Below are 26,857 nucleotides of genomic sequence, written 5' to 3' on the forward strand. Positions count from 1 at the left end.
ATGTCGTACCCGACTGGCCGAATTGTCCCCCGCCAAGCGCTCGCTGCTCGACCAGCCGGCGCGCACTGGACCCGCTCCACCCACACCTGCGCGGACGGGCCGGTGTCGGTGGTGCTGGCAGGAAGCGTCAAGCGGCTTGGCCGCGGCGCGCGCCATCGGCGGGCGACCAACGGCGGCGGCCGTGCGCGCGACGCGCCGCCGCAGCGACCGCCAGCGCGACCGGCGCCGGACCGTCCGCCCACTGGACCGTGGTCTCGACGACGCTCGCTGGCGCTCGCTGCTCGACCACCCTGAAAGCGCTGGGTGCAGTCGGCAACAATGTGCCGGTGTATCTGACCCTGACCTCGGCGGCACTGTCGCCGGACCAGAACGCCACCGACCTCGGCTATCTGCTGCACAAGCACCCGGACCGCGCTCAGGAGTTCGGCGTCACCGCCGGCACCGCGCACGTGTTCTACCCCGAGGCCGACGAGCACAGGTGCACGGTCGCGCTGCTGTTGGAGGTCGACCCGATCGCGCTGGTGCGCGGCCGGCGTCGCGGCGGTGGCAGGTCCGGGGACGGCCTCACCCTCGGCCAGTACGTCAACGACCGGCCGTACGCCGCGTCCTCGATGCTCGCGGTCGCGCTCGGCAAGGTGTTCCGCACCGCACTCGCCGGCCGGTGTGACGCCCGGCCGGACCTGGTCGACCGGCCGCTGTCGCTCGACGTACACGTGCCGAGCCTGCCGGGTGGTGCCGAGCTGGTTCGGGACCTGTTCGAGCCGCTCGGCTGGCAGGTCGACGCGTCGCCGGTCCCGCTCGACGAGACGATCCCGGAGTGGGGGCCGTCGCGGTACGTCGACCTCCGGCTCACCGGCAGCCAGGTGCTGTCCCAGGCGCTCTCCCATCTCTACGTGCTGCTGCCGGCACTCGATGACGCCAAGCACTACTGGGTCACCTCCGACGAGGTCGACAAGCTGGTCCGCGCCGGCGAGGGCTGGCTCGCCGGGCACCCGCAGCGGGAGCTGATCACCCGGCGCTACCTCAAGCACCAGCGGGAGCTGGTGGAGACGGCGACCTCGCGGCTGCTCGAGGCCGAGGACGTCCCTGTCGATCTGGCAGCCGACGAGCCAGCCCCGCGGCCCCTGGTCGCGCTGCGGAAGGAGGCGGTCCTCGCCGCACTTCAGGAGTCAGGCGCGCAGCGGGTGGTCGACCTCGGCTGTGGCGAAGGAGCACTGCTGCGGTGGCTGATCGACGACGCGCGGTACGGCGAGGTCGTCGGCGCCGACGTCTCACCGCTCGCCCTGAGCCGCGCCGAGAAGCGGCTCAACCTGGACCGGATGCCGGACACCCAGCGCGCTCGCCTGACCCTGCTCCAGTCGTCGCTGACCTACCGCGACGACCGGATCGCCGGCTACGACGCGATCGTGCTGATGGAGGTCGTCGAGCACCTCGACCCCGACCGGCTGCCCGCTCTGGAGCAGACCGTCTTCGGTCATGCCCGGCCGAAGACGGTCATCGTGACCACACCGAACTCCGAGCACAACGTGCGCTACGAGAAGCTCGCCGCCGGCGCGATGCGGCACCCGGACCACCGGTTCGAGTGGACCCGGGCGGAGTTCCGCGCCTGGGCCGACGGCGTCGCCGCTATGCACGGGTACGCCACGGCGTACTCCCCCATCGGCGAGGACGACCCCGAGGTCGGCCCGCCCACGCAGATGGCGGTCTTCACCCGGCGAGAGGCGGTGGCGACATGAGCGAGCTGGCTATCCCCGAGCTCTGCCTGGTCGTGCTGGTCGGTGCATCCGGGTCCGGCAAGTCCACCTTCGCGCGCCAGCACTTCGGCCAGTACGAGGTGCTCTCGAGCGACTTCTGCCGAGGCCTGGTGGCCGACGACGAGAACGACCAGGCGGCGACCAAGGACGCCTTCGAGGTGCTCAACTTCATCGCCGGCAAGCGGCTCGCGGCCGGCCGGCTGACCGTCGTCGACGCCACCAACGTGCAGCCCGACGGCCGGCGCCAGCTGGTCGAGCTGGCCCGCGCGCACGACGTACTGCCGGTCGCGATCGTGCTCGACCTGCCGGAAAAGATCGCAGTGGCCCGCAACGCCGAGCGGCCGGACCGCGACTTCGGCGCCCATGTCGTACGCCGTCAGCGCGACCAGCTGCGGCGCGGGTTGAAGCGGCTGACCAAGGAGGGCTTCCGGAAGGTGCACGTGCTCTCCTCGGTCGAGGAAGTGGACGCAGCCACGATCGTGCGCGAGCGGCTGCTCACCGACTTCACCGACCAGCACGGGCCGTTCGACGTGATCGGCGACATCCACGGCTGCCGGTCCGAGCTGGAGACGCTGCTGACCAAGCTCGGCTACGCGATCGTGCGCGACGACGAGGGGCGGCCCGTCGACGCCGTACATCCCGAGGGGCGGAAGGCGGTCTTCGTCGGCGACCTGGTCGACCGCGGCCCGGACTCGCCCGGCGTACTCCGGCTGGTGATGGGCATGGTCGGCGCGCGCCACGGGTTCTGCGTGCCCGGCAACCACGAGAACAAGCTGGTCCGGGCGCTGCAGGGGCGCGACGTGAAGCGCAGCCACGGCCTGGAGGAGACCCTCGACCAGCTCAGCCGCGAGACCGAGGAGTTCCGCAAGGAGGTCGAGCGGTTCTGCTACGACCTGGTCTCGCACCTGGTGCTCGACGACGGGAGGTTGGTCGTCGCGCACGCCGGGCTGAAGGAGGCCTACCACGGCCGCGCGTCCGGCCGGGTCCGCAGCTTCGCGCTGTACGGCGACTCGACCGGCGAGACCGACGAGTTCGGGCTGCCGGTGCGCTACCCGTGGGCCAACGACTACCGCGGCCGGGCGATGGTCCTCTACGGCCACACGCCCACGCCGGAGGCGGAGTGGGTCAACAACACGATGTGCCTGGACACCGGCTGTGTCTTCGGCGGCAGGCTCACCGCGCTGCGCTATCCGGAGAAGGAGGCCGTGGACGTCCCGGCCGAGCAGGTCTGGTACGAGCCGGTGAAGCCACTGGCGCCGTCGCCGGGCGCTGTCGTCGAGCGCGCCCACGACCAGCTCGATATCGAGGACGTCCTCGGCAAGCGGGTGATCGAGACCGCGTACCACGGCCGGGTCACCGTCCACGAGGAGAACGCGGCCGGTGCGCTGGAGGTGATGAGCAGGTTCGCGCTGCACCCGCGCTGGCTGCCGTACCTGCCGCCGACGATGTCGCCGGTCGCCACCTCCGCGCGGCCCGACGTACTCGAGCATCCGGACGAGGCGTTCGCCGGGTACGCCGCGCTCGGCGTCACCGACCTGATCTGCGAGGAGAAGCACATGGGCTCCCGCGCCGTTGTCCTCGTCTGTCGCGACGAGGACGCCGCCGGCAGGCGGTTCGGCGCGGGTGACGGTGAGACCGGCGCGGTCTACACCCGGACCGGACGCTCCTTCTTCTCCCCCGGCCTCACCGAGGAGCTGCTCGCCGGGGTGCGCGAGTCGGTTGGCAAGGCCGACCTGTGGACCGAGCTCGACACCGACTGGCTGCTGCTGGACTGCGAGCTGCTGCCGTGGTCGGCGAAGGGCGGTGAGCTGATCCGCAACCAGTACGCCGGCGTCGGCGCGGCCGCCCGGACTGCCCTGCCCAATGCCGTGATCGGGCTGGTGCAGGCGCAGGCGCGCGGCGTCGACATCGGCGATCTCGGCGAGCGGACCGCGCTCCGCGCGATGAACGCGGATGCCTTCACCGCGGCGTACCGACGCTATGTCTGGGAGACCGGCGTCGACCTGCCACCAGGGGAAGCCCATCTGGACGGGGTCAGTATCGCGCCGTTCCAGGTGCTCGCCACCGAGGGCCGGACCCATGTCGAGACCGACCACGGCTGGCACCTCCGGATCGCCGATCGGCTGGTCGAGGCCGCGCCGGAACTGTTCCGGACGACTCGACGGCTGCGGGTCGACACCGGCGCCCCGGAGTCGACCGCAGCCGGCGCCGCATGGTGGGAGGCGATCACGGCCGACGGTGGCGAGGGCATGGTGGTCAAGCCGTACGCCGGCCTGGTCCGCACCAAGAAGGGCGGGCTGGTCCAGCCGGGGATGAAGGTCCGCGGCAAGGAGTACCTCCGGATCATCTACGGCCCCGACTACACCGCGCCCGAGCACCTCGCTCGGCTCCGCGACCGCAATCTCGGCCACAAGCGGTCCCTCGCGCTGCGCGAGTACGCGCTCGGGCTGGAGTCGCTGACCCGGTTCGCCGGCGGCGAGCCGCTGTGGCGGGTCCACGAGCCGGTCTTCGCCGTACTCGCGCTGGAGTCGGAGCCCGTCGACCCTCGCCTCTGATCGGCCCTACTGTCCCGCGGCGAGATCCTCACAGATGCGCCAGGTCTCGTCGCGGATGAGCTTGGCATCGTCGTCCGCGAGACCCTTCACCTTCGTCTCGATGCCGACCGGGTCCTGCCGCAGCAGCGCGATTAGGAAGACGCAGGCGGCCAGGTAGGAGCCGGCGGCCGACGGGTGGCTGCCGTCGGAGTCGTGCAGCGCTGGCTCGTCGTGGGTGCGGAGGAACCGCTCCCAGACCATCCCGACGGGGACGAGCGTCACGCCGAGCTCTGCGGCGATGCTCGCGTACGCCGTGGTGATCGCGGCCTGACCGTCGGGCTGGTTCAGCCGCGTCCAGGTCATGTAGAGCACGGTCTCCGCTCCGGCCGACGTGATCAGCTCATGCATCTCCCGGACGTTCTCGTGCATCCGCTTGGCGTTCTTGCCCGGCAGCGTGCTCTGCTCCTGGAGGACGACGACGTCGTACCCGCCGGACTCGAGCGCGGCGGCAACCGCACCCGAGTTGAGGTGCTGGCGCAGCGACGCCCCGCCGGCCTGGATCAGCTTGTGCTGGAGCGTGATGCCACGCTCCCTGGCGAGGCCGGACACCAACCCGGGCAGGTTGTTGCGCGCCGTGAAGCTGTTGCCGACGAAGAGGATCCGCACCGCGCGAATCTACTACCGGCGGTCCGCTAAAGTTGTGACAGTACCGTCACAAGGAGGCCTGTGTGACTTCGAACGCCGTAGCCGAGCTCGGTGCCGCCGTGCGCGCCGAGCGGAAGCGTCGTGGCCTGACGCAGCAAACTCTCGCCGAGAGGGCCGGCGTCTCTCGCGAGTGGCTGAGCCGCCTCGAGAACGGTGCGCCGCGGCTCGAGGTCGACAAGGTCCTCCGGACTCTCAGCGTCCTGGAGATCAAGCTGGTCGCGGCAGATGCACGGCCGACGCAGCGCGACATCGCGTTGGCACAGTCGATCGCCTGGTCAATGTCCCTGGAGGCGCAGGGCCTCACTGACGACGGCTTCAACAAGGTCCTGGACAAGATCGTCGCGCATCGCCAGGCGCACCCCGACGTGGCATGACCGACGATGGACAAACACCGGTTGATCCCGATGCGGCCCAAGATCTGACCCCCGAGTTCTCTCAGATCCGCACCCGCGACGAGCTCAACGAGGCCGAGGCATAGAACATCACCGATGCCGTGATCTGGCACGATCGGCATCGCTCCGATGCAGATCCAAGAACAAACCCAGATCCTGCTCGGTGACGTCAGCGACTGGATCGATCATCAGACCTACGCCGCAACCGAGATCGGCGTCAGGTTCCACCACCGGCTGGTGTTCATCCATCCCTTCGTCAAGGGCAACGGCCGACATGCGCGGCCGCAAGCGCACTCGCAGGAGCACTCGGTCTGGGCTACGACCACTTCTCGTGGGGCGCCCGAAGCGGCCGGCCGGCCGAGGAGGCGCGCCGCCGCTATCTCATCGCGCTACGCGAGGCGGACATGGGCGACTACCGCGCTCTTCTCGAGTGCCGGTCGACTGAGCGCACAGTCAACCGAGGTAGCGCACGGCCTCGGCGGGTACGCCGACGGCGAGAGTCGCTGGCGGGACGTCCTTGGTGACGACGGCGCCGGCGCCGATGACGGAGTCCGCGCCGACGGTCACGCCTTGCAGGATCGTCGCGCCGGCGCCGACCCAGACGTTGCGCTCGATCCGGATCGGGGCCGAGGTGATGCCCCGGCGACGCGAGGCCGGGTCGCTCGGGTGGCCGGAGCTGATCAGGCGGACGCCGGGGCCGATCATCACCTCGTCCTCGATGTCGATGCCGCCGATGTCGTTGAGCTGACAACCCTGGTTGATGAAGACGTCGCGGCCGAGGCGGATGTTGATGCCATGGTCGGAGTACACCGGCGGAATCAGCCGAAAGGTCGGGTCGACGGGCTGGCCGGTCAGCTCACTCCACGTCGCCTGGATCGCGTCCTGGTCGTCGTACGGCAGCTTGTTGAGCTTCTCGGTCACCCGGATCGCTCGTTCGACCCGTTCCCGGAAGGAAGTCACAGTTCTCCCCCTCAATCCTCGTCAGGTCATCTTCGCAGCCGCCCGCGAACGCCAGCGGAACCCAAGGTCGCCGTGCGACTCTGAGGAGATGGAGCCGTCCGATGGCGAGCTCGTACTGGCCGCACAAGCAGGTGACGCGGAGTCGCTGACCGCGTTGCTGATGCGGCATCGCGCCGCGATGCACGCGGTGGCGGTTGCGATGCTGGGCCCGGGTCCGGACGTCGAGGACGTGGTGCAGGACGCCTCGCTGGTCGCACTCACCGGCATCGGAAGGATCAGGGACCCATCGCTCGCACGGTCATGGTTGACCGGGACGACCCGCAACCTGGCGCGCGCCCGAATCCGCCGCCGCGAGCCGCTGCCCGCCGACCTCACCCACCTTCCCGCGCCCGACGACCTGGACCGCCGGATCGAGGAAGCGGCGCTGCGGGACTGGGTCTGGGAGGCGATGGGTGGGCTGTCGGAGCCGCTGCACGACGTCGTCGTACTGCGCTACTTCAGCGAGGCAGCGAGCTACGACACGATCGCGGCCACGCTGGGCATCCCCGTCGGCACCGTGCGCAGCCGCCTGTACGACGCCCGCCGCGCCCTCGTCGCTCGGCTGCGTGCCCTCGACACCGCGGCCGCCGACGACCACTCCCGGGTGACGCGAGAGCGCGAGGAGCAGTTCACCGCCATCGTCGACGAGTACAACCTCGGCCAGGAGCCCGCACTGCTGGCCGGCGCGCTGGCCGACGGAGCCCGGCTCACCGCGGCCGGCACCGATGCCGTGTTCGTAGGCCCGACCGCCATCGCCCGCAGCCTGGCCGAGGACCTCGAGGCCGGGGTCCAGCTGACCCTCCTCCGCGTCGTTGCCGGCGTCGGTCTCACCGTGGTCGAAGGCATCTTCCGGAACCCCACCGAGTCGCCGGACCACTGCCCGCCCCTCACGACGCAGATCTACCGACACCGCGGCGAGGAGATCGTCAGCCTCCATCTGACCTACTCGTCCGGCTGAGCGAACTTTTCGCTCGCCGGCGACACCAGTAGGCATGACAACCAGCACCTACTCCACATTGAGCTCCCTCGGCGGCTTCCCGTTCCCGGTCTTCGTCAGCCGCGGTTCGGAGGAGCGCGGACGGTCCATCGCCACCCGAGCTGCCGACGCGATCGACTGGCTCGGCCAGGTCACCGGCAAGCGTCGGCGGCCGACCCTGGTGGTCGCCGACGAGCAGGACTGGCCGAGCGTCTGCGAGGTGCCGATCTACGGGATGATGTTCTCCGTCCCGGACAAGCTCGGCACCTCGCCGACCCCGGCCGCCTGGTGGTCGACGTACGCCGGCGCGTTGCGACCGCACCTGAGCGACCCCATCCGAGCCAGGCTCGGTGCCGCGTTCGGAGAGCCGCCCGACTACACCGGCATCGCCGACCTGATCATCACCCACGAGGCGACCCACCTGTTCCACGAGATCCACCCGGTCACCTGGGCCTCCGAGTTCCCCGCCGACTGGGTCATGGAGCTGTTCGCCAATCTCGGCATGCACGGGTACCTCGCCACCAGGGACCCCGATGGCCTGCATCTGCTGGCCGCTATGGCCGAGGCCACGCTCGAGGCCGGACACCAGATCTGGGACCTGCAGGAGCTGGCGCGGATGGGCGACAGCATGCAGGCCAGCGTCACCAACTACGTCTGGTACGAGTTCCGGCTGATCCGCCTCGCCGCGCAGCTGTGGGAGGCCGGCGGCGACGACGTGCTTCGCGACTACCAACGACTGCTCGGTCACCCGGACCTGACCCACGGCCAGATCGTCGAGCGGCTGTTCCGGCTCGAGCCAGCGGTGGCCGGTGCGATCAGCCGCTGGCCGGATCCCTGACCTGCGGCGAACCTCGACGGGGGCGATCTACGTCTTATTCGATGTGGGCCGAACGGTGGCGGAAAGTAAAGCCGACCTGACAGCATGGCCCGCTGGCATCGGGGCCGAGACGGGGAGGACTGTGACTGTGGCGCAGGATCGGGAACAGCAGGTACTGACCGGACTCTACGAGCCACCGGGCCGTCGCGAGGAGAAGCGCCATCTGCTCCGGCTCTCGTTTCTGCCGTGGATGCTCGCGCTCTACCTCTTCACGCCGCGCTACCGGTTGGGCAAGCCCGATCCGGTGGTCGAGGGCGCCCACCGCTGGCGGACCATCCTGGCGATCGCGATCGGCGTACTGGCGACCATCCCGTACCTCGCCGGGCCGGCCGACGCCGAGAAGGTCTACAACGGCGTCGTGGGTGACGGGTTCACGACCGCAGCGGCCGCGATCCCGCTGTTCCTCATCGCGTGCGGAATCCTGGTGTGGGCCGCCGGGCCACACTGGAGGCCGGCAACGATCCGGCAACTGCTGCGGCCGCTGGCCGCCCTCGGCGCGCTGGTCCTGATCTTCGGCTTCTGGGTGCTGATGATCGTGCTGGTTCTCGCCGACTCCAACGGCCAGGCGTACGAGGACTGGGGCCCGGCCGCGAAGGCGGCGTTCATCATCCCGATGCTCTGGTTCATCCCGCTGCTGCTGGTGAGCACCTGGCTGATCCTGCGGCACCTGTTCAACGCGGTCGACGGGCACCCGCTGCTGCCGCCCCTGTTCATAACGCTGGTGGCCTGGTGGGCGGTCCTGCAGAAGCTGATCCTCACCAGCGATCTGCGCCCGCTGCTGCTCGACGTCGGTCTCGGGATCGGCGGCGCGCTCACGCTGACGGCGCTGTCCGCGTGGGAGGTGTCCCGGCTCGCCGGCCGCGGTGTCACGCTCCGCAGCGGACCGTTCCCGACGTGGGACCCACCGCCCCCTCCGCCGCCACCCGGCCCGCCGATGCAGTACGGCGGTCAGTACAACCAGCACGGCCAGCCGCCCCCGCCGTACCGTCGCTGACCGGGCACAAATGGCTCGCTCAGACCCGCCGACCGGGCGCATACGGATCGTCACAACGTGTTGACCGGGCAAAATGGTTCGCCATTTGCGCCCGGTCGACGCCAGACCAGAACCATTTGCGCCCGGTCGGCGGTCAGCCTTTGGAGGCGTCGGACTCGGGGACGGCGCGGTGGAAGTAGTGCAGGCCGCGGCGGAAGGTGCGCGGGGCGAGGGTGATGCCGGCCGCGGTCAGATTGCCGAGCGCGGTGCCGAGGTGGTCCGGCTGGCGCCGGATGGCCTCGGCGATCATGTCGGCCGCCTCGTCGACCGACAGCGACTCGAAGCCGTCCCAGCCGGTCGGACCGATCATCTCGGTGTCGACCAGCGGCAGGTGCACGATCGTGAACTTCACCCGATCGGCAAGGCACTCGACCGCGGCCACCCGGAGAAACGCGTCCAGCGCTGCCTTCGAGCCGATGTACGCCGAGAACCGCGGCAGGTCCGACTGGACACCGACCGACGAGCTGGTCAGGACATGACCGGACCTGCGCTCCCGCATGCCGGGCAGCAGCCGCAGGGTGAGCCCGACCGCGCCTAGGTAGTTGATCCGCAGGGCCCGGTCGTAGTCGTGCAGCCGGTGCTCGGAGCGGGCGATCGAGCGGCGGATCGAGCGGCCGGCGTTGAGCACCAGTACGTCGGGCGCGCCGTGCTCGGCCAGCACCCGGTCGGCCAGCGCGTTGACACCGTCCTCCTCTGCGAGGTCAGCCGGCAGCGAGTACGCCGTACCGCCGGCGTCCTCGATCTCCTTGACCACCAGGTCCAGCTCCTCGGCCCGGCGCGCGGTCACCAGCACCGTCGCACCGGCCCTGCCGAGCCGCAGCGCCAGCGCGCGGCCGATGCCGCTCGACGCGCCGGTCACCAGCGCGGTTTTGCCGCTCACCCGCTGCTCCAGCGTCGGCGCGAACGGGTTGGGCGCGACGGCGGGTCGGGTCATCGCGTTGATCGCCCGGGTGGTCAGCCGCTTGCGTACGCTCACGAGCCGAGCTCCGCGAGCTTGCGCTTGAGCACCTTGCCGGTGGGATTGCGCGGGAGCTCGTCGAGGAAGACGACGTCGCGCGGCACCTTGTAGCGCGCGAGGTTGTCGCGGACGTAGTCGCGGACCTCGTCGGCGCTCAGCTCCGCACCTTCGTGGAGTACGACGAACGCCCGCAGCCGCTGCCCGAACTTCTCGTCAGGCGCGCCCATGGTGGCGACCTCGCGGACCGCGTCGTGGCCGACCAGCAGCTCTTCGACCTCGCCGGGGAAGACGTTCTCGCCGCCGGAGACGATCATGTCGTCGTCGCGGCCGTCGACGAACAGCCGGCCGTTGATGTCGAAGTGGCCGACGTCGCCGGTCGACATCAGGCCGTCGATCATCTCCTTGCCACCGCCGCCGGTGTAGCCCTCGAACTGGAACGAGTTGCCGACGAAGATCCGGCCGGTCCGCCCGGTCGGCAGCTCCGCGCCGTTCTCGTCGAGGATCTTCACGATGGTGCCGAGGACCGGCCGGCCGACGCAGCCCGGCTCGGCGGCGATGTCGTCGGGCATCGCGACCGTGGCGTAGGCGACCTCGGTGGAGCCGTAGAGGTTGTGGATCACCGGCCCGAACGACGCGGTCACCCGCTGGGCGAGGTCGGCGCCGAGCTGGGAGCCGGCGACCATGATGATCTTCAGCGCGCTCAGGTCCTTGCCGCTGAACGCGTCCGGGCCGAGGTCGACCATCCGCTGCAGCATCACCGGGACCACGACCATGCCGGTCGCGCGGTGCCGCGCGACGTCGTCCACGACCAGCGCCGGGTCGAACCGACGCCGGATCACGATCGTGCTGCCGAGCGCGAAGGCGAGCTGGGTGCTCCCGAACCCGAGCGTGTGGAACAGCGGCGCCGGGACCACCGTGATCCCCCGCGACTTGAAGGGGATCCGCGACAGCAGCCCGCCGATCGGGGCGAGCGAGCGCGGCTCGGGCCGGGGTGCGCCCTTGGGCGTGCCGGTGGTGCCGCTGGTCAGCAGCACGATCTTCGCCTCGACCCCCGGCGCCGGCGGGGAGGTGGTCGGCGAGGCCGCGATCAGCGCGTCGATGGTGTCGGCGTCATCGGCGCCCGGCTCGTCCACCCAGCAGCGGTACCGGCCGTACCGCGGTTCGACGCCGGCCAGGATCTCGGCGTACTCGTCGTCGTACACGAGCAGGTCGGTGCCCTCGCGGTCGGCCACCTCGCGCAGCTGCGGGCCGGAGAAGTCGGTGTTCAGCAGCACCACCTTCGCGCCGCACTTGGCCGCCGCGAAGTAGGCCTCCACGAAGCCCCGGTGGTTGCGGGCGAGGATCGCGACCCCGTCGCGAGGGCGCAGCCCGCGCTCGCGCCAGGCGTTGGCCAGGGCGTTGCTGCGCGCGTCGAGCTCGCCGTAGGTCAGGGTGCCGCGCTCGTCGATCACCGCCAGCCGGTCGGGGTGCTTGGTGGCGCCCATCCCCGGCAGCGCCCCGAGCATGCCGTAGCGGCGCAGCGGCCCGACGACGCCGGGCAACCGGTGCGGGGCGACCGGGCCGAGCAGGCCGGACCTGACCGCGAGCTGCAGCGACTTGAGCTCCACACCGACCCGGCCGGCGGTACGACGCATCTCCATCAACGAATCCTTCCGATGCCGAGCCGGCGCTTGAGGTCGCGACCACCGGTGAGCCGCAGCATGGTCCCGACGGTTGTCGACTTCGCCGCCGTGTACGGGTAGGTGGCGAGCTTCTGCACCAGGGACAGCTCGACTCGGTTGCTGGTGATCGCGTGCGACCGGGTGTACTTCAGGATGCCGTGCTCACCGCCGAGTCGGCTACCGATGCCGGAGGTCTTCCAGCCCGCCTGCGGGATCGGGAAGCAGGCCAGGTGCACCTGCGCGTCGTTGATGTCGACGGTGCCGACCTCGAGCCGGCGGGCCAGGGCCTTGCCGCGCTCCTTGTCGCGGGTCCAGACGCTGGCCGACAGGCCGTACGCCGAGTCGTTGGCCAGCGCGACCGCCTCGACCTCGTCGGCCACCGCCATCACCGGCAGCACCGGCCCGAACGTCTCCTCGGTCATCACCGCCATCGAGTGGTCGACCTCGGTGAGCACGGTCGGCGCGTAGCCGTGGCCGTCGAGCAGCCGCTTGCCGCCGGTGCGCAGGGTCGCCCCCTGAGCGACCGCCTCGTCGACGTGCCGCTCGATGATGTCCACCTGGCTGTCGACGACCGCCGGTCCGAGGTCGGTACGGCGCGGGTCGGCCGTTTGGCGCAGGGTCTCGACGAACGCCACCAGCCGGCCGACGAAGTCGTCGTACACCTCGCGCTCGACGTAGATCCGCTCGGTCGAGGTGCACATCTGCCCGGTGTTGGAGAGCGCGCCGAACGCGACGCCGCGCGCCGCCAGGTCGAGGTCCGCGTCCGCGAGCACGATCGCGGGGTCCTTGCCGCCGAGCTCCAGGCCGTAGGGGATCAGCCGCTCCCCCGCCTGCTTGGCGACCTGCCGGCCGGTCCGGGTGGAGCCGGTGAACTGCACGTAGTCGACCTCGTCGACCAGTGCCGCGCCGACCTCGCCGGCGCCCTCCACGGCGACCAGGACCGGCGGCGCGCCGATCTCGGCCCAGCCGGCCAGGGCCGCGGTGACCGCCCGCGGCGTCACCGCGGACGGCTTGACGACCACGGTCGCGCCGGCCAGCAGCGCCGGGATCGCGTCGAACAGGGACAGCGCCAGCGGGTAGTTCCACGGCGTGATCACGCCGACCACCGGGTACGGCCGCGGCGCCACCTCCAGCGCCTTGGTCAGCGTCAGCAGGCTGTGCGGCCGGGGCTTGCTCACCCGGAGGAACCGCTCGGCGTTGTCGAGGTAGTAGTTGGCCAGGTCGATCGAGAGCATCAGCTCCAGCGGCGCCTCGGCGGCTGGCTTGCCGGTGTCCTGCTGGACCAGGTCGTTGAGCCGGTCGCTGTGGTCGAGCAGCCAGTCGCGGTAGCGGGCCACCCACTCTGCGCGACCGGAGACGCCGAGCGCCTCCCACTCGGGCTGGGCCTCCCGCAGGGCCGCGACCGTCTTGCGGACCGCGTCCGGCGAGTCGCCGCTCACTTGTTGCCCCGCTTCTTGGTCGAGGCCAGGTCGAGGTTCTCGGTGCGTTCCCGGTACGCCGCCCGCTCGCCCTCGTCGGTGTCGTTCATGACGTGCTGGACACCGGAGATTCGCGAGATGGCGGACCGCACCACGGCCGGCATCATCCGCGTGGGCAGCACCATGCTGCCGGCCTTCCGTGGCACGATCCGCTGCCCGCCCTTGGTCTTCTCCACCGACTCGACGATCGCGTTGGACACGTCCTCGGGCTGCACGAAACCGAGCTTCTGGACCAGCCAGGGTCGCGGGATACCGGCGATCAGCTGGGTGTCGACGTACCCGGGGCAAATCGTGGTGACGGTGACGCCCTGCGGCGCCAGCTCCTGATGGAGGGCGTCGCCGAGGCCGACCACGGCGTACTTGGTCGCGCAGTAGACCGCGACGCCCGGCGCGGCCATCAGCCCGGCGACCGAGGCGATGTTGACGATCTGGCCGCGGCCCCGGGCCGCGAACCGCCTGCCGGCGAGCTTGGAGCCGACCACGACCGCGCGCAGGTTGATGTCGAGCTGCCGGTCCGTGACGCCGTCGCCCTCGTCGAGGAACGGGCCGGTCGGCATGATGCCGGCGTTGTTGACGAGTACGTCGAGCCCGCCCAGCTCCTCCTCGACCTGGTCGAGGAAGGCGGCGAACGCGTCGGAGTCGGTCACGTCGAGCGCCAGCCCGACGACTGTGGCGCCGGTGTCGGCGGCGATCAGCGCGGCTGTCTTCGCGGCCAGCTCGGCGTCGATGTCGCCGATGGCCACGGCGTGGCCCTTCCCGGCGAACTCTCGAGCGGTGGCGGCGCCGATGCCCTGGGCGCCGCCGGTGATGGCGATGTGCTTGGTCATGACGCTTGCTCCTCCAGTTGGCGTGCTCGGACGACGTACTTGTCGAGATCGATGCGCTTGGTGCGGCGGCGGTACTCGCTCATCAGTCCTGGCCAGTTGTTGGTGACCTTGCCCTTGCCGTCGACGTACCAGCTGGTGCAGCCGCCCGTGGCCCAGACCGATGTCGAGAGCCGGCGCTGTACCTCGGTGCTGAACTCGTCGTACACCTCGGGCTTGACGTCGAGATAGGCGGCGCGGCGCCGGCCGAGCTGGCGCACCGCGTCGACGATGTAGCGGGCCTGGCTCTCCAGGATGTAGATGATCGAGCCGCCGCCGAAGTTGGTGTTGGGGCCGTACATCAGGAAGAAGTTGGGGAAGCCGGGGACGTTCATCCCGAGGTACGCCGCCGGTCCGTCCTGCCACGTCTCGTTGATGTCGGCGCCGCCGAGACCGGTGACCTTGATCGGGGTCACGAAGTTCTTCGCCTGGAAGCCGGTGGCGTAGATGACCGTGTCCACCTCGTGGGTGGCGCCGTCGGCGGTGACCAGCCCGTCGGGCGTCACCTCGGTGATCGCCTCGGTCACCACGTCGACGTTGTCTCGGTTCAGCGCCGGGTAGTAGTTCGAGGACAGCAGCACCCGCTTGCAGCCGATGGTGTAGTCCGGCGTCAGCTTGGCGCGCAGCTCCGGGTCCTTGACCTGCAGCCGGAGCTGGGCCTTCGTGCCGGCCAGGATCGGCGCCAGCCAGGCCTCGCGGGCCCGGCTACTCCAGTTGCTGACCAGGGCCGGGTTGACGTACTCGCCGATGGTCCACCAGGCGCCGCGGAACGCTTTGAGCGCGCCCGGCACCTTGGCGTACATCAGGTGCTCCCAGCGCTGGTGCGGGTAGTCCGGCTTCGGTACGACGTACTCCGCGCTGCGCTGGAAGACCGTCAGCTCGCCGGCCACCTTCGCCACCTCGGGCACCAGCTGGACCGCGCTCGCGCCGTTGCCGACGACCGCCACCCGCTTGCCGGCGAGGTCGTGGTCGTGGTCCCACTCGGCGGAGTGGAACCAAGTGCCGGCGAAGCTCTCGCGGCCCGGCAGGTTCGGGTACGACGGCCGCGTCAGCTGGCCGCACGCCGCGACGAAGAACGTCGCCTCGTGACGGGCTCCGGTGTCGTCGGTCAGCGTCCACCGGCCCGTGGCGTCGTCGAAGGAGGCCTCGGTGATCTCGGTATTGAACCGGATGTGGCGGCCCAGGTCGTACTTGTCGACGCAGTGCTCGAGGTAGGCCTGGATCTCCGCCTGCGGCGCGAACGGGCGCGACCAGTGCGGGTTCGGCTCGAACGAGAAGGAGTAGAGCGAGGACGCCACGTCGCAGGCCGCCCCCGGGTAGGTGTTGTGCCGCCACACGCCGCCGACGCCCTCGGCGCGCTCGAAGATCGTGATGTCGTCGTAGCCGGCCTGCTTCAGGCCGATCGCGGTCGCCAGACCGCTGAAGCCGGTACCGACGATGGCGACCGATGGTCGGCTGGTCTCATGGCTGGTCACGTGATCGGACCTCCTGCTCCTGGTTCTCGGTCTTCATCCAGCATGGAATGTGACGGCCTGCACAACCAGCCGACCTTGGGCCTGAAACTTGATGATTTCGGCCACGGGCCGGGAGAATCGTCCTCATGCTGAATCTGGATCTCCCGCGCACGACCACGAGTGCGGCGATCCTGACCGAGCTCGCCGTCGAGCACGGCGTACCCGCGGCGCGGATCGTCGCCGGGACCGGCATCGACGAAGGCAGCCTCGGCGACCACGAGGCGGAGATCAGTGCCGGCCAGGAGCTGGAGCTGGTGCGCAACCTGGTACGCGAGCTGGGCGACGTGCCGGGCCTCGGCCTGGACGCCGGCCTCCGCTACCACGCGAGCACCCACGGCATCTGGGGCTTCGCAGTGATCAGCAGCCCGACGGTCCGGGCGGCGCTGCACGTCGCCGCCCGCTACTTCGAGCTGTCGTTCTCGTTCGCCACGGTCGTGCTGAAGGACAGTGGCGACCTGATCGAACTGGCTCTCGACGACCGGGCGACCCCCGATGACGTCCGGCCGTTCCTGGTCGAGCGCGACGTCGCCGCCATCGCGACCGTGCAGCGCGACCTGCTGGGCACGCTGGTCCCCGCGGAGTGGTTCCGGATCCGGCTGCCGCGGCCGGCGTACGCCGACCGCTTCGCGGAGATCACCGGCAACCGGCCGGAGTTCGACGCCGAGGTCACCTCGATCGCGGTCTCGACCGAGATCCTCGACCTGCCGCTCCCCCAGGCGAACCCGCACACCGCCGCGCTCACCGAGCGCCAGTGCGCCGAGCTGATCCAGCGCCGGCACGCCCGCCGCGGGGTCGCCGGTGAGGTGCGGGACCGGCTCGCGCGGCGCAGCAGCGTCGCCGACCAAGAGGACGTCGCCCGCGAGCTCAACCTCAGCGTGCGCACCCTGCGCCGCCAGCTGGCCGCGGAGGGTACGTCGTTCCGCGAGCTCTCCGACGAGGTCACCAGCCTGCTCGCCGAGGAGCTGCTCGGCGCCGGCCTCTCGGTCGAGGAGGTGGCGCGCCGGCTCGGCTACTCCAGCGCGTCGTCGTTCACCCACGCCTTCCGCAGATGGCACGACACCACGCCCGGCAAGTTCGCCCGGGCCCGGCGCCGTACCGCCGTCTGAGCTACCGGCCGATGCTGCGGAGCTGGTAGTCACCGACTGTCCTCGCCACCACGACCCCGTTGGTGTCGGTCAGCTCGGCTTCGAGGACGAAGTCGGCCTTGCCGTTCTCCTCTGCCATCGCCGTCACCTTGGCGACCGTGTCCGGGTCGATCGAGGCGGTCGCCGTGATGTCGGTGGTCGCCGGCTTCAGGAACCGGATGTCGAGGCCCTTCACCAGCGGGTAGTACGCCGAGCTGTCGAACGTCGAGATCGCCAGCCCGCCCCCGAGCACCTCCCCGACGGTGAACAGGACTCCGGCGTACATCGCGCCGAAGTGGTTGCCGTTGCCCTCGATCGGGACGACCGCAACGCAGCGGCCGGGCTCGGACTCGGTGAACCGGACGCCCATCCCGTGGACGACGGGCAGCAGGTGCTCCAGGCCGGCGTTGCCGAGATCGGCGTACGACGCCTCGTCACTGTCGGTCATCGGCTCAGCACTCCCTTGGCGGTGTGGGTGATCTGGACTTCGTTGCTGCCGGCGTAGATCATCAGCGACTTGGCGTCGCGTGCGAGCTGCTCGACCCGGTACTCCGACATGTAGCCGTTGCCGCCGAGCAGCTGGACCGCGTCCATGGCGACCTCGGTCGCGGCCTCCGAGGTGTACCACTTGATGGCGGACGCCTCAGCGAGCGACGGCATCTTGCCGGCTCGGCCGCGCTCCAGGGTGTTGAACACCATGTTCTGGACGTTGATCCGGGCCACCTCCATCTTGGCGATCTTGAGCTGGATCAGCTGCAGGTCGGCGATCGGCTTGCCCCACAGCATCCGCTGCTTGGCGTAGTCGACGCAGATCCGCAGGCACTCCTCGATCACGCCGAGCGACATCGCGGCCACGCCGACGCGCTCCATCACGAAGCCCTCCTTGGCGCTGGCCCTGCCGTCGCCCGAGGCGTGGTCCTCGGTCTCGCCGAGCAGCCTGTCCGGCGTCAGCCGGACGTCGTCGAAGAACAGCTCGCCGGTCGGCGAGGAGTGCAGCCCCATCTTCCGGAACGGTGCTCCCTGGGTGAGCCCGTCCATGCCCTTGTCGAGCACGAATGCCAGCACCTTGCGGTCTCGATAATTCTTCCCCGCCTGTCCTGAGCTTGTCGAAGGGTCGCCTTCGTCGAGCTTGGCGTAGACGACCATCACGTCGGCGTACGGGCCGTTGGTGATGAAAGTCTTCTGGCCCTTGAGGATGTAGTCCTCACCGTCCCGCTTGACGGTGGTGCGCATGCCGCCGAAGGCGTCCGAGCCGGAGTCCGGCTCGGTCAGCGCCCAGGCCGCGACCTTCTCCATGGTGACCAGGTCGGGCAGCCAGCGCTCCTTCTGGGCGAGGGTGCCGCGCGCCTGGATGGTGGCCGCGCCGAGACCGATCGATACCCCCATCGCGGCGAACATGCCCATGCTCACCGCGCACAGCTCGCTGCACAGGATCACGCCGATCGAGTCGGCGCCCTCGATGCCGAAGCCGCCCTGCTCCCTGCCCTCACCGGACGACTCCGCACCTTCCGGAGCCTCGGCGCGGGCGCGCTCCTTGGCCAGCAGCTTGGCGAGCGACTCGGTCGCCATCGCGTCGATGCCGAACGAGGAGAACAGCTTGCGGAGCAGGTCGTACGGCGGCAGGTCACCGTGCTCGAGCTCATCGACGTGGGGACGGACCTCCTTGTCGATGAACTCGCGGATCGCATCCCGCATGATCTGGTCGGTGTCGGACCACTCGAACATGTCAGTCGCCTCTCGCTCAGCCGAGCCGCGCGGCGATGTCGGCGAGCTGCCAGTCGCCGTCGGTCTCGATGGTGGTGCCGGTCTGCCAGCCGACGAGCTCGGAGATCGCGCCGCCCTGGACGGCGTACACCTTGCCGGTGAGCCTGCAGTCGGCGGACGCGAGGTGGGCGACCAGCGGTGAGATCTGGGCGGGCCCGAACAGGTCCGCCTCCCCCTCCGCCGGCTCGAGCGCGAAGATCGCGCCCATGCCGGGCGTGGCCAGCGTGAGCCGGGTGCGGGCGATCGGGGCGATCGCGTTGGCGCGGACGCCGTACCGCTCCAGCTCGTCGGCCGCCACCAACGTCATCGCGGCGATGCCCGCCTTGGCGGCGCCGTAGTTGAGCTGGCCGGCGTTGGGCAGCGTGGTTCCGGACGCCGAGGCGGTGTTGATCACCGAGGCGTTCGGCTGGTTGCCGGCCTTCGACTCCGCCTTCCAGTACGCCGCGGCGTGGTGCAGCACCGCGGCATGCCCCTTGAGGTGCACCGCGATCACCGCATCCCACTCCTGCTCGGTGATGCCCGCGATGTAGGCGTCGCGCAGGATGCCGGCGTTGTTGACCACGACGTCCAGGCCGCCGAACTCCGCGACCGCCTGCTCGACCAGCTTCTTGGCGCCCTCCCAGTCGGCCACGTTGTCGGTGTTCGCGACCGCCTTGCCGCCGGCGGCGAGGATCTCGTCGACGACCTCCTGGGCCGGACCGGCATCGGCGCCTTCGCCGGCGTTGCTGCCGCCGAGGTCGTTGACCACGACCCGGGCGCCCTCCTTCGCGAACAGCAGCGCGTGCTCGCGGCCGATACCGCGGCCGGCGCCGGTGATGATCGCTACGCGTCCCTCCAGGACACCCATCTCATGCTCCTTCGGTCGTGAACTCGGCGAGGCCGTCCTTGACGACGAGTACGTCGTCGACCGCGGTCTCGTAGGCGAAGCCGTTGTCGCCGACCCTGTAGATCCGGGTGGTCAGGTCCTGGCCCGGCAGCACCGGCTTGGCGAACCGCACCGCGAGCCGCTTGAGCCGGGTGACGTCGGAGCCACCGACCTCGGTCAGCAGCGCCCACGAGGTGAACGCCATCGTGCACAGGCCGTGCGCGATGATCCCGGGCAGTCCCATCGCCTTGGCGAACTCGTCGTCGAGGTGGATCGGCATCGGGTCGCCCGCGGCCGGCCCGTAGCGGAACGTCTGGTCGTCATCGACGTGCTGCTTGACCTCGGCCACCGGCTCCGCGCCGTGCTCGGCCGGGTCGAACTTGTGGCCAGGCGCGAGCTCGCCCTGGCTGTCGCCGGTGTCGAAGCCGCGGACGAAGAACGTGACGTGCTGCTCGTTGACCAGCTCGCCGGCTTCGGTACGGGTCTCGAGGTAGACACACGCCGCGGTGCCGTTGGACAGCCCCTCCCAGCCGGTCATCTTGCCCTTGGCGACCAGCTTGTCGCCCGGCCTGATCGGCCGGTGGAAGGTGAAGTCCTGCTCGCCGTGGACGATCTTGCCGATCAGGTCGAGCGGCACCACCTCGAGCGCCGGCTCCATCAGCGACTGGAAGACCGGCACGATCGCGAACACCGGGCTGGCCAGGTCACCGGCCAGGTGCGCCGGGATCGGGTCGTTGGTGGCCGCGGCGTACTCGGCGAGCCGCTCGCGGGTCACCTCGAACCTGGTCTCTTCGGTCCAGGTGCCGAGCCCGGCGGGGTCGAACTTCTCCGCTGTCATGACGGGCCGCCGCTCAGGCGAGCAGCGCGGTCAGGTTCGCGACCGACTTCTCGAGCTCGCCCTGGCCCTGCTTCTCGATGGCCTTGCCGAGCGCACCGACGATCATCTGGCCCTCGAAGTCGGTGCTCAGCGAGAACAGCGAGCCCTCGCCCTTCGGCTCCACCGACAGGTCGATGGCGATCTTCACGCCGGCCATGCCGGTGCCGGAGATCCGCAGGTTGCGGGGTACGTCGTACTCGTCGACGGTCCAGGTGATCGTGTTGGGCATGTTCAGCATCGAGACGACCTCGGTCATCTGGGTGCCCTGCTTGATCTCACTCGGGATGTCGCCCTTCCACTTCACGTGGAGGGTGAGCCACTTCTCGAAGGAGTTCGGGTCGCCGGCGACCTCGAAGACCTTCTCGGGGGTCGCGGGAAGCTCGACGGAGTGCTTGATGGTGCCCATGGTCTCTCCTCTTGGGTTGTTGCGCTGGTTGGTCAGCGCTCTGCGCGCTGGTAGGCGGTCACGACGGCGGCGCCGCCGAGCCCGATGTTGTGCTGCAGGGCAGCGGTCACTGGGTTGTCAGGAGTGCCGACTTGTCGCTTGTCGGCCTGGCCGCGCAGCTGCCAGGTGAGCTCGGCGCACTGGGCGAGGCCGGTCGCGCCGAGCGGGTGGCCCTTGGAGATCAGTCCGCCGGACGGATTGACCACCCAGCGGCCGCCGTACGTCGTGTCGCCGGCGTCGATCAGCTTCGGCGCCTCGCCCTCCTCGCAGAGGCCGAGCGCTTCATAGAGCAGCAGCTCGTTGGCCGAGAAGCAGTCGTGCAGCTCGATCACCTGGAAGTCGTCGGCGCCGAGCCCGGACTGCTCGTAGACCTGGCGGGCGGCCTGGACGTTCATGTCGTAGCCGATCAGGTTCTTCGCGGTGCCGTCGAAGGTGGACCTGAAGTCGGTGGTCATCGCCTGGCCGACGATCTCGACGGCCTGCCCCGCCAACCCGTGCTTCTCGACGTACGCCTCGCTAGCCAGGATCGCCGCGCCCGAGCCGTCCGAGGTCGGCGAGCACTGCAGCTTGGTCAGCGGCGAGTAGATCTCGCGGGAGTCGAGGATGTCCTGCAGCGTGTAGACGTCCTGGAACTGGGAGTACGGGTTGTTGACCGAGTGCCGGTGGTTCTTCTCGCCGATCTTGGCGAAGTGCTCGACGGTCGAGCCGTACTTCTCCATGTGCTCGCGGCCGGCGGCGCCGAACATCCACGGCGCGGGCGGGAAGACCGGGTCGTAGAGCTCGACCAGCGCGTTGATGTGGTTCATCATCGGCTGCTCGCGGTCGTTGAACGTCGAGCCGAGCGAGCCGGGCTGCATCTTCTCGAAGCCGAGCGCGAGTACGACGTCCGCGCGGCCGCCGCGCACCGCCTCGGCCGCCAGGTAGAGCGCGGTCGAGCCGGTCGAGCAGTTGTTGTTGACGTTGACGATCGGGATGCCGGAGAGCCCCAGCTCGTAGACCGCGCGCTGGCCGGAGGTGGACTCGCCGTACACATAGCCGACGTAGGCCTGCTGCACCTGGTCGTAGTCGATCCCGGCGTCCTCGAGCGCCTTGGTGCCCGACTCCTTCGCCATGTCAGGGTAGTCCCACTCCCGGCCGCCGGGCTTCTCGAACTTCGTCATGCCGACGCCGACGACGTACACCTTCTCGGCCATGGAGGGCACTCCTGAGTAGTTGATGACAGGTGTCCTCAACGTAGAAAATGAGGACGGGTGTCGTCAACCTTAGGCCCTACGTGATGCCAATCACATAGGGCGGACCGGCGCGCCCAGCAGCAGCTTGGTGCAGTGCTGGACCAGCTCCTCGCGAGATACCCGGAGGGTGCCGGCGAACCATGACGACAGCAGCGCCGCGAGCGCGCCCATCAGCCCGACCGCGGTCATCGCGCGCTGAGCCCGAGGAGCATCGGTCGGCAGCTGGGTCTGCACCAGCCGCGTGAACGCCGGGACCGCGGCCAGGCTGACCCCGGCCAGCGCCGGCTCGGTCAGCGAGTCGAGGAGCAGCAGCCGGCCCTTCGCCGGGTCATCGAGGATGTGCTCCTCGAAGACGCCTTGGAGCGCCTCGACCAGGCGGACCGGGTCGCCGTGATGCTGCTCGATCACCTCGGTCAGCGCGTGGTGCACCGCGTCGGCCGACTCCAGGAACATCGCGGCCAGCAGCGCGTCGCGGCTCTCGAAGGACTCGTAGAAGTAGCGGTCGGTCAGACCGGCCTGACGGCAGACCGAGCGAACGGTGACCGCTGAGGTGCCGCCCACCGTGATCAGCTCGTAGCCCGCCGCGCGGATCCGGGCCTGGCGCGCGGACTGGCGCTCGGCCTTGGTGGTGCCGGCCCAGCCACGCTCCGCGGTGTTGCTCATAGCTGACCAGCATAGGTGGCCGCGATCCGGTTACAGCGTCCTCGGAGCATGAAGGAGATGAGGAGAGATGGATACCTGGATCTGGATCGTCATTGTCATCGCGGCGCTGCTGGTGCTGGCCGCACTCGCGTGGCTGATCACCCGCCAGACCCGCGGAGCCGCTCATCAGCGTGCGGAGTCGATCCGCACCGACGTACGCGAGCGCGCCAGTGACTTCGGCGAGCGGACGGCCGCCGTCCGCGAGCGCGAGGCCGAGGCGGAGCACGCCAAGGCCAGCGCGGACCGGATGCGCGCCGAGGCCGAGGGCCTGGAGCAGGACGCCCACCGGCATCGCGCCGAGATCGACAGCGAGCGCGAGGGCTACCGCGACGCGCTGCACCGGGCCGACGAGATCGACCCGCGGACCCCGCCGCGGGACACGTAAGAAGCTAGAGGTAGAGCCCGGTCGAGGAGTCACCGAGCCGGTCCGCGGCGACGGCGTGTACGTCGCGTTCACGCATCACGACGTACACCGCGCCGTGGACCTCGACCTCGGCCTTGTCCTCGGGGTCGAACAGCACCCGGTCACCGGCCTGCACAGAACGCGCCTGCGGGCCCACCGCCACCACCTGTGACCACGCCAGCCGACGGCCGCCCATCTCGGCGGTCGCGGGGATGACGATGCCGCCGGCGGACTTCCGCTCGCCCGACTCGCGGTCCAGCTCGACCAGGATCCGGTCATGCAGCATGGTGATCGGGAGCTTCTCCCCCGATCCGTCCTGGCCGGGCGCTTGCTTGGGCATCCTCGGTCGCGGGATCAGTCGCGAACGATCTTGCGGACGACCGCGAAGAACACGATCACGCCCACAACACCGCCGGCCACCTTGAGGATGTTGTCGGTGCGGGGGGCGCCGGTCTGAAGGTCGACGAAGTGAGACTTCACCGAGGTCACCTCGCGCCGCACGATCGTCTTCGGGCTCGAGCGGTGGACGAGCTGGTCGATCGTCGAGGCGAGGCGCTCGCGCGTCTCCTCGATCTCGGCCTCGAGGGCGGACATCTGCTTGCTCACGTTGGAAGGCTACCAATGTGCGCGGGGCTAAAGCCGACTGGCAGTTCGAGGCGGTTCGCCTTCATCAGCTCGGCGTCGGTGAGCAGGTCGCGGGTACTGCCGTCGGCGGCGACCACGCCGTCGTGGAGTACGACGGAGCGCGGGCACAGCTCCAGCGCGTAGGGCAGGTCGTGGGTCACCATCAGCACGGTCACGTCGAGCGAGCGCAGGATGTCGGCGAGCTCCCGGCGCGAGGCCGGGTCGAGGTTCGACGACGGCTCGTCGAGCACCAGGATCTCCGGCTCCATCGCCAGCACCGTCGCGACCGCGACCCGGCGCCGCTGCCCGAACGACAGGTGGTGCGGCGGCCGGTCCACGAACTCGGCCATCCCGACCTGGTCCAGCGCGTCCATCACCCGCTTGTCGAGGTCGGCGCCGCGCACACCCATGTTGGCCGGGCCGAACGCGACGTCCTGGCGGACGGTGCCCATGAACAGCTGGTCGTCGGGGTCTTGGAAGACCACCCCGACGGAGGCCCGGATCTTCTGGAGGTTGGCCTTGGTGACGGGCAAGCCGCTGACACTGACTGTGCCCGCGCCGGCCGTGAGGATGCCGTTGAGGTGCAGCACCAGCGTGGTCTTGCCGGCCCCGTTCGGGCCGAGCAGTGCGACCCGCTCGCCGCGGTGCACGTGCAGGTCGACCCCGAAGAGCGCCTGATGGCCGTCCGGGTAGGCGTAGGCGAGTCCGCGGACGTCGAGTACCGGCGTACTCATGCGTGCGGCCGGTGGGTCGGAGTGGACATCTCGGGGAGGCTACCTGTGTAGCCGCGCGACAGCATCGCCAGATGCACCCGCTCGCCGCGCTCGTAGGAGCGGATGAACAGCGCGCCGAGCGAGCGGGCCAGCAGCGGCCAGTGCCGCGGCGAGCGCGGGTCGCAGCCACGGGAGCGCATCGCGGTGAGCATCCGGCGCAGGTCGCCCGCCACGATGTCGAGGTAGCGGACCATGAAGCCCATGATCTGCACGATCAGGTCGGGCACCCGCAGTCGCTGCAGCCCGGCGAGCAGCTCGACCGCCTCGGTGGTGGCGGCCAGCGTCAGCGACGCGACCACGCCGAGCGTCGCCTTGGTCATCAGCGCACCGGCCGCGACCAGCCCGGGCTCCGAGACCGTCAGCCCGAGGACCTCGGTCCTCGGCCCGTCGGCGACGAACGGCATCAGGAGCGCGAAGACCGCGAACGGCATCTCGACCACCATCCGCCTCGCGAGGAACAGCAGCGGCACCCGCGAGGCGAGCACCGCGCCGAGCAGGAGGACGGCGTACGCCGCGAACGCGGGGTGCCAGTGCGCGGGTGTGGCCACCACGACCAGCATGAAGCCGACCAGCGCCAGCACCTTCAGGTGCGCCGGCGCCCGGTGAACCAGGCTGTGACCGTGGTAATGAAGCGTGTGGCCGTGACCGGCGCCCATCGGTCGGCTACTCGGTCTCGGGCTCGCCGCGGCGGCGAAGCACGAAGAAGAGGCCGCCGGCGAGCAGGAGTACGACGAGGGTGCCGGTGACGCCGGCCAGTCCGCCCGAGAGACGCTCGTTGTCGACACCCTTGGTCTGGTAGTCGGCGAGCGGGCTGTCGGCGGCGCCGGAGTCCTCGGCGGTGTCCAGGAAGCCGGTCTTCTGGGCGACGTACTCGAGGCCGTCGGGGTGCGCGCTGGCGTAGAAGCTGGCCACGCCGGCGATCAGCAGTGCCGCGACCAGGCCGATGACGAGGAAGCGTCGGTTGCTCATGCGGCACCTCCTGCGGTCGCGCGGATCTCGAGCTTGCGGTCACCGAACAGCCCACGGGCGCCGTACACGAGGTCGGGTCGTACGGCGAGCACCGAGCCGACCACCAGGCCGGTGATCGCCGCCTCGCCGATCCCGATCAGCAGGTGCCAGCCGAGCATCGCGCCGAGCACCTTGCCGAAGCCGATCGGCGCCTCGCCACCGACCGCGAACAGCAGGCTGAACACCAGCGCCGCCGCCGGCACGCTCAGCAGGGCGCCGATCGCGGCGGCGGGTGCGACCGAGCTGAGCCGGCGCGGCAGCACCAGCAGCACGGCTTTGAAGACGGCGTAGCCGGCGACGACGCCGACCAGCGCCATCAGCGTGATGTTGGTCCCGAGCGCGGTGATCCCGCCGTCGGCCAGCAGCAGTGCCTGGACCGCCAGCACCACGCTGATGCACAGAACGCCGGCGTACGGGCCAACCAGCACAGCGGCCAGCGCCCCACCGAGCAGGTGGCCGCTGGTCCCGCCTGCGACCGGGAAGTTCATCATCTGGCCGGCGAAGACGAACGCCGCGACCAGGCCGGCCAGCGGCGCGGTCCGGTCGTCGAGCTCGTTGCGTGCGCCCCGGAGCGCGAGGGCGACACCGGCAACTGCTACAACTCCAGTGGCGACAGACGTCGGCGCGTCCAGGAATCCGTCGGGTACGTGCATGATGGTCAGCCTACGTTATTGCAAACCGTTCGCATTAAGGAGTCGTACGTGACCGACCAGACCCGCCTTGCTCCCGGCGACGCCGCCCCCGACTTCACGCTGCCGTCCGACACCGAGTCCGAGGTCAGCCTCGGCGGCCTGCGCGGCAAGAAGGTGATCGTCTACTTCTACCCGGCGGCGATGACCCCCGGCTGCACCAAGCAGGCCTGCGACTTCACCGACTCGCTGTCCTCGCTGCAGGCCGCCGGCTACGAGGTACTCGGCATCTCCCCCGACAAGCCCGCCAAGCTCGCGAAGTTCCGCGAGCGCGACGGCCTCACGATCACGCTCCTGTCGGACCCCGACAAGAACGTCCTCCGGGAGTACGGCGCGTTCGGCGAGAAGAAGCTCTACGGCAAGACCGTCGAGGGCGTGATCCGCTCGACGTTCGTAGTCGACGAGGACGGCAAGATCGCCGTCGCCCAGTACAACGTCAAGGCGACCGGCCACGTCGCCAAGCTCCGCCGCGACCTCGGCCTGGGCTGACATCGGGGGCCGGCAGTTTCACTAGGTGGGTCACATCGGTGAGTGCAACATCCTGCTCCTGATGGGTGTGTCGCATGGCTGGTCCGGTGTTCTCGTGGCGGATGGTGCCGTCTGTGTT

At 70.1% G+C, this 26,857-nt stretch carries 29 protein-coding genes and 1 pseudogene; 10 read left to right on the forward strand and 20 right to left on the reverse strand.

What is annotated here, in order from left to right:
• The first annotated feature begins 326 nt into the window (after window positions 1-326).
• Window positions 327-1,736, forward strand: a complete 1,410-nt coding sequence (locus DDV73_RS07295) for a 3' terminal RNA ribose 2'-O-methyltransferase Hen1 (protein ID WP_109506617.1) — start codon at window positions 327-329, stop codon at window positions 1,734-1,736.
• A complete protein-coding gene (locus DDV73_RS07300; RefSeq protein ID WP_109506574.1) occupies window positions 1,733-4,309 on the forward strand; it encodes a polynucleotide kinase-phosphatase in 2,577 nt (858 codons plus the stop codon). The genes DDV73_RS07295 and DDV73_RS07300 overlap by 4 nt, the downstream gene beginning before the upstream one ends.
• Window positions 4,310-4,315: 6 nt before the next feature.
• Here DDV73_RS07300 and DDV73_RS07305 read toward each other — a convergent pair whose 3' ends face one another.
• Window positions 4,316-4,954, reverse strand: coding sequence for an SGNH/GDSL hydrolase family protein (locus DDV73_RS07305; protein ID WP_109506575.1), 639 nt, complete (start codon window positions 4,952-4,954; stop codon window positions 4,316-4,318).
• Between the two features lie 62 nt (window positions 4,955-5,016).
• Here DDV73_RS07305 and DDV73_RS07310 point away from each other — a divergent pair, with 62 nt between their 5' ends.
• Together DDV73_RS07310 and DDV73_RS29670 are read left to right on the forward strand one after the other, a co-directional pair.
• Complete coding sequence (locus tag DDV73_RS07310; protein ID WP_109506576.1) at window positions 5,017-5,367, forward strand: helix-turn-helix domain-containing protein; 351 nt, start codon at window positions 5,017-5,019, stop codon at window positions 5,365-5,367.
• A gap of 147 nt (window positions 5,368-5,514) precedes the next feature.
• Window positions 5,515-5,655 (forward strand): annotated as a pseudogene (locus DDV73_RS29670) (Fic family protein); the annotation flags it as partial.
• A 183-nt stretch (window positions 5,656-5,838) separates the two neighbouring features.
• On the opposite strand, the gene DDV73_RS07320 reads toward DDV73_RS29670, so the two are convergent.
• Window positions 5,839-6,345: a sugar O-acetyltransferase gene (locus tag DDV73_RS07320; protein WP_240617168.1), complete on the reverse strand. Its 507-nt coding sequence runs from the start codon at window positions 6,343-6,345 to the stop codon at window positions 5,839-5,841.
• 88 nt (window positions 6,346-6,433) lie between these two features.
• Between DDV73_RS07320 and DDV73_RS07325 the strand changes: the two genes are divergently transcribed.
• The 3 genes from DDV73_RS07325 (at window position 6,434) to DDV73_RS07335 (ending at window position 9,231) form a co-directional block, all read left to right on the forward strand.
• A complete protein-coding gene (locus DDV73_RS07325; RefSeq protein WP_109506578.1) occupies window positions 6,434-7,342 on the forward strand; it encodes an RNA polymerase sigma factor in 909 nt (302 codons plus the stop codon).
• Window positions 7,343-7,376: 34 nt separating this feature from the next.
• On the forward strand, window positions 7,377-8,198 hold the full coding sequence (locus DDV73_RS07330; RefSeq protein ID WP_154402647.1) for a hypothetical protein: 822 nt from the start codon (window positions 7,377-7,379) through the stop codon (window positions 8,196-8,198).
• A gap of 127 nt (window positions 8,199-8,325) precedes the next feature.
• Window positions 8,326-9,231: a hypothetical protein gene (locus DDV73_RS07335; protein WP_109506580.1), complete on the forward strand. Its 906-nt coding sequence runs from the start codon at window positions 8,326-8,328 to the stop codon at window positions 9,229-9,231.
• Window positions 9,232-9,364: 133 nt separating this feature from the next.
• Here DDV73_RS07335 and DDV73_RS07340 read toward each other — a convergent pair whose 3' ends face one another.
• Genes DDV73_RS07340 through DDV73_RS07360 form a run of 5 tightly spaced genes read right to left on the reverse strand, consistent with a single transcriptional unit; the run spans window position 9,365 to window position 15,705 of the window.
• On the reverse strand, window positions 9,365-10,246 hold the full coding sequence (locus DDV73_RS07340; protein ID WP_206050759.1) for an SDR family NAD(P)-dependent oxidoreductase: 882 nt from the start codon (window positions 10,244-10,246) through the stop codon (window positions 9,365-9,367).
• The gene (locus DDV73_RS07345) at window positions 10,243-11,868 is read right to left on the reverse strand and encodes an acyl-CoA synthetase (protein ID WP_109506581.1); all 1,626 of its coding nucleotides are present in this window, start codon (window positions 11,866-11,868) and stop codon (window positions 10,243-10,245) included. Before DDV73_RS07345 ends, DDV73_RS07340 begins: the two co-directional genes overlap by 4 nt.
• Window positions 11,868-13,328 carry an aldehyde dehydrogenase family protein gene (locus DDV73_RS07350; RefSeq protein ID WP_109506582.1) on the reverse strand — a complete coding sequence of 487 codons (1,461 nt, stop codon included), beginning with the start codon at window positions 13,326-13,328 and terminating at the stop codon, window positions 11,868-11,870. The genes DDV73_RS07345 and DDV73_RS07350 overlap by 1 nt, the downstream gene beginning before the upstream one ends.
• Entirely contained in the window at window positions 13,325-14,194 is an 870-nt protein-coding gene (locus DDV73_RS07355) for an SDR family oxidoreductase (protein ID WP_109506583.1), read from the reverse strand. The genes DDV73_RS07350 and DDV73_RS07355 overlap by 4 nt, the downstream gene beginning before the upstream one ends.
• The gene (locus tag DDV73_RS07360) at window positions 14,191-15,705 is read right to left on the reverse strand and encodes a flavin-containing monooxygenase (RefSeq protein ID WP_109506584.1); all 1,515 of its coding nucleotides are present in this window, start codon (window positions 15,703-15,705) and stop codon (window positions 14,191-14,193) included. Before DDV73_RS07360 ends, DDV73_RS07355 begins: the two co-directional genes overlap by 4 nt.
• A gap of 125 nt (window positions 15,706-15,830) precedes the next feature.
• Between DDV73_RS07360 and DDV73_RS07365 the strand changes: the two genes are divergently transcribed.
• The gene (locus DDV73_RS07365) at window positions 15,831-16,850 is read left to right on the forward strand and encodes an AraC family transcriptional regulator (RefSeq protein ID WP_109506585.1); all 1,020 of its coding nucleotides are present in this window, start codon (window positions 15,831-15,833) and stop codon (window positions 16,848-16,850) included.
• A gap of 1 nt (window position 16,851) precedes the next feature.
• Here the strand turns inward: DDV73_RS07365 and DDV73_RS07370 are convergent, their stop codons facing one another.
• The 7 genes from DDV73_RS07370 to DDV73_RS07400 form a co-directional block, all read right to left on the reverse strand.
• Window positions 16,852-17,316 (reverse strand): YiiD C-terminal domain-containing protein, encoded by a 465-nt coding sequence (locus DDV73_RS07370; protein WP_109506586.1) that lies wholly within the window; start codon window positions 17,314-17,316, stop codon window positions 16,852-16,854.
• Window positions 17,313-18,593 (reverse strand): acyl-CoA dehydrogenase family protein, encoded by a 1,281-nt coding sequence (locus DDV73_RS07375; protein WP_109506587.1) that lies wholly within the window; start codon window positions 18,591-18,593, stop codon window positions 17,313-17,315. The genes DDV73_RS07370 and DDV73_RS07375 overlap by 4 nt, the downstream gene beginning before the upstream one ends.
• A 16-nt stretch (window positions 18,594-18,609) precedes the next feature.
• The gene (locus tag DDV73_RS07380; protein ID WP_109506588.1) at window positions 18,610-19,479 is read right to left on the reverse strand and encodes an SDR family oxidoreductase; all 870 of its coding nucleotides are present in this window, start codon (window positions 19,477-19,479) and stop codon (window positions 18,610-18,612) included.
• 1 nt (window position 19,480) lies between these two features.
• Window positions 19,481-20,335 carry a MaoC/PaaZ C-terminal domain-containing protein gene (locus tag DDV73_RS29065; protein ID WP_109506589.1) on the reverse strand — a complete coding sequence of 285 codons (855 nt, stop codon included), beginning with the start codon at window positions 20,333-20,335 and terminating at the stop codon, window positions 19,481-19,483.
• A 13-nt stretch (window positions 20,336-20,348) separates the two neighbouring features.
• Complete coding sequence (locus tag DDV73_RS07390) at window positions 20,349-20,780, reverse strand: type II toxin-antitoxin system Rv0910 family toxin (protein WP_109506590.1); 432 nt, start codon at window positions 20,778-20,780, stop codon at window positions 20,349-20,351.
• Between the two features lie 32 nt (window positions 20,781-20,812).
• A complete protein-coding gene (locus tag DDV73_RS07395) occupies window positions 20,813-22,012 on the reverse strand; it encodes a lipid-transfer protein (protein ID WP_109506591.1) in 1,200 nt (399 codons plus the stop codon).
• A 90-nt stretch (window positions 22,013-22,102) separates the two neighbouring features.
• A complete protein-coding gene (locus tag DDV73_RS07400; protein ID WP_109506592.1) occupies window positions 22,103-22,714 on the reverse strand; it encodes a TetR/AcrR family transcriptional regulator in 612 nt (203 codons plus the stop codon).
• Window positions 22,715-22,781: 67 nt separating this feature from the next.
• Here DDV73_RS07400 and DDV73_RS07405 point away from each other — a divergent pair, with 67 nt between their 5' ends.
• Window positions 22,782-23,138, forward strand: a complete 357-nt coding sequence (locus DDV73_RS07405; RefSeq protein ID WP_109506593.1) for a hypothetical protein — start codon at window positions 22,782-22,784, stop codon at window positions 23,136-23,138.
• Window positions 23,139-23,142: 4 nt separating this feature from the next.
• Here DDV73_RS07405 and DDV73_RS07410 read toward each other — a convergent pair whose 3' ends face one another.
• The 6 genes from DDV73_RS07410 to DDV73_RS07430 are packed head-to-tail and all read right to left on the reverse strand — an operon-like array spanning window position 23,143 to window position 26,214.
• A complete protein-coding gene (locus DDV73_RS07410; protein WP_109506594.1) occupies window positions 23,143-23,496 on the reverse strand; it encodes a GroES family chaperonin in 354 nt (117 codons plus the stop codon).
• Between the two features lie 14 nt (window positions 23,497-23,510).
• Entirely contained in the window at window positions 23,511-23,762 is a 252-nt protein-coding gene (locus tag DDV73_RS07415) for a DUF3618 domain-containing protein (protein WP_240617169.1), read from the reverse strand.
• Complete coding sequence (locus tag DDV73_RS07420; protein WP_109506595.1) at window positions 23,759-24,514, reverse strand: energy-coupling factor ABC transporter ATP-binding protein; 756 nt, start codon at window positions 24,512-24,514, stop codon at window positions 23,759-23,761. The genes DDV73_RS07415 and DDV73_RS07420 overlap by 4 nt, the downstream gene beginning before the upstream one ends.
• Window positions 24,511-25,209, reverse strand: a complete 699-nt coding sequence (gene cbiQ / locus DDV73_RS07425) for a cobalt ECF transporter T component CbiQ (RefSeq protein WP_109506596.1) — start codon at window positions 25,207-25,209, stop codon at window positions 24,511-24,513. The genes DDV73_RS07420 and cbiQ overlap by 4 nt, the downstream gene beginning before the upstream one ends.
• A 7-nt stretch (window positions 25,210-25,216) precedes the next feature.
• On the reverse strand, window positions 25,217-25,522 hold the full coding sequence (locus DDV73_RS28635) for a PDGLE domain-containing protein (RefSeq protein WP_206050760.1): 306 nt from the start codon (window positions 25,520-25,522) through the stop codon (window positions 25,217-25,219).
• Window positions 25,519-26,214 (reverse strand): energy-coupling factor ABC transporter permease, encoded by a 696-nt coding sequence (locus DDV73_RS07430; protein WP_206050761.1) that lies wholly within the window; start codon window positions 26,212-26,214, stop codon window positions 25,519-25,521. The genes DDV73_RS28635 and DDV73_RS07430 overlap by 4 nt, the downstream gene beginning before the upstream one ends.
• Window positions 26,215-26,262: 48 nt before the next feature.
• Between DDV73_RS07430 and bcp the strand changes: the two genes are divergently transcribed.
• Window positions 26,263-26,739, forward strand: a complete 477-nt coding sequence (gene bcp / locus DDV73_RS07435; protein ID WP_109506597.1) for a thioredoxin-dependent thiol peroxidase — start codon at window positions 26,263-26,265, stop codon at window positions 26,737-26,739.
• Window positions 26,740-26,857 lie beyond the last annotated feature (118 nt).

The sequence above is a fragment of the Nocardioides speluncae genome (assembly GCF_003121585.1).
In the GTDB taxonomy this organism is placed as follows: Bacteria; Actinomycetota; Actinomycetes; order Propionibacteriales; family Nocardioidaceae; genus Nocardioides; species Nocardioides speluncae.